Source organism: Neoroseomonas rubea, assembly GCF_016106015.1.
GTDB classification, from domain to species: domain Bacteria; phylum Pseudomonadota; class Alphaproteobacteria; order Acetobacterales; family Acetobacteraceae; genus Neoroseomonas; species Neoroseomonas rubea.
Genome location: NZ_JACADQ010000507.1, coordinates 1 through 1,966, shown reverse-complemented (window position 1 = coordinate 1,966; position 1,966 = coordinate 1). Strand labels below are relative to the sequence as shown.

At 74.5% G+C, this 1,966-nt stretch carries 3 protein-coding genes; all 3 read left to right on the top strand.

What is annotated here, in order from left to right:
* On the top strand, positions 1-477 hold a 477-nt coding region (locus HW577_RS24275; protein ID WP_198378670.1), incomplete at its 5' end, for a hypothetical protein.
* Between the two features lie 3 nt (positions 478-480).
* A complete protein-coding gene (gene fliN / locus HW577_RS24270; protein ID WP_198378669.1) occupies positions 481-813 on the top strand; it encodes a flagellar motor switch protein FliN in 333 nt (110 codons plus the stop codon).
* 1 nt (position 814) lies between these two features.
* Positions 815-1,966 (top strand): sigma-54-dependent transcriptional regulator (locus HW577_RS24265; protein ID WP_198378668.1); only part of this gene is annotated, 1,152 nt, incomplete at its 3' end.

Genomic DNA, 1,966 nt, shown 5'->3' with positions numbered 1-1,966 from the left:
GGCCACGCCGAGGGTCGCGCCGAAGGGCTGGCCGCCGCCGCCGCCGCGCGGGAGGCCGAGGTCGCAAGCGCGGTCACGCTGGCGGCCGAGGCACTCGCCGTCGCCCGGCAGGACGCCCTGCGCGCGGCCGAGGAGACGGCGATCGGCCTCGCGCGCCTTGCCTTGTCCATGATGGATGCCGCGCTGCCGGGCCTCGCCGCCGACCATGGGGCGGCGATCGCCGCCGCCTTCGCCCGCCGCATCGCGCCCGCGCTGCAGAGCATGCCGGAACCGCGCATTCTCGTCGCACCCGGCTTCGCGGAGGACGTCTCCGCCCTGCTCGGCGCCGCGGGCCTCACCATCGGCGAGGACCCCGCCCTCGCGCCGGGCGATGCGCGCGCCGAATGGCGCGGCGGTGCCGCCACCCTCGATCTCGCAGCGCGCCGGCAGGACATCGCCCGCGTGCTGGATGCAGCCGGCCTCGGGCCGAAGGAGTAGGACATGTCGGGCAACGCGACCTTCGAACCCGCCTCCCCCGCCACCGCCACCGCCGAGGAAGGCCGCCCCGCGACCGCCGCCCCGGTGCGGGAGCTGGAGGCGGTCTACGACATCCCCGTCCAGATCAGCGCCGTGCTCGGGCGCGCGACCATGCAGGTCTCGCAGCTGCTCAAGCTCGGCCGAGGCGCGGTGGTGGAACTCGACCGCAAGCTGGGCGAGGCGGTCGACATCTACGTGAACAACCGCCTCGTGGCGCGCGGGGAGGTGGTGATGGTCGATGACAACCGCCTCGGCGTGACCATGACCGAGATCGTGAAGTCGGATCGGGGCGTCTGAGATGGCCCGCGTCCTGATCATCGGCTCCCTGGAGGCGGAGCTCGGCACCGCCGCGCGCATCGCCGTCGCGCGCGGCGCGCGGCTGATCGTCGCGGAAGGCGCGGCCGCGGGTCTCGCCAGGCTGCGCAGCGAGGGCGCCGACCTCGTGCTGTGCGACGTGCTGCACGATGTCGGCTGGCTGGTCGCGCAGATGGATGCCGAGCGCATCGCCTGCCCCGTGGTCGCCTGCGGCCGGCCGGACGATGCCGAGGCGGCGGTCCGCGCCATCCGCGCCGGCGCCAAGGAATTCCTGCCGCTGCCGCCGGACGCCGACCTGATCGCCGCCATGCTGCAGACGGTGGCCGGCGAGCCAGACAAGCCCGTGGTGCGCGACGCGTCCATGACGACGCTGCTCGCCCGCGCCGAGCAGGTGGCGCGCGCAGACGCCTCGGTGCTGATCACCGGCGAGAGCGGCACGGGCAAGGAGGTGCTCGCACGCCACATCCATGCGGCATCCCGCCGCGCGCGCGGGCCCTTCGTCGCGCTGAACTGCGCCGCGCTCCCCGAAGCGCTGCTGGAATCCGAACTGTTCGGCCATGAGAAGGGCGCCTTCTCCGGCGCCGTCGCATCGCGCAAGGGCAAGTTCGAGCAGGCCGAGGGCGGGACGCTGCTGCTCGACGAAATCGGCGAGATGGACCCGCGGCTGCAGGCCAAGATCCTGCGCGCGATCCAGGAACGGGAGATCGACCGGCTCGGCGGCTCGGCCCCGGTGAAGGTCGATGTGCGCATCCTGGCCGCGACCCACCGCGACCTGACGATCGAGGTGGCGAAGGGCCGGTTCCGGGAGGACCTCTACTTCCGCCTCGCCGTGGTGCGGCTGCGCATCCCCGCGTTGCGGGAGCGGCGCGACGACATCCTGCCGCTCGCGCGGCACTTCGCCGCCCGCTACGCCCACGCCAACGGCCTGCCTGAACGCGGCCTGACGCCGGCGGCCGAGGCCGTGCTGATGACGCATGGCTGGCCGGGCAATGTGCGGGAGCTCGAGAACACGCTGCACCGCGCCGTGCTGCTGGCCGAGGGGCCGTCCATCGGGCCCGAGGCGATCGACCTGCTGGAGGCGGCGCCGAGCTTCGCGCCCGATGCGCCGCCCCTGCCCGCCGCCTTCGCCGCCGCG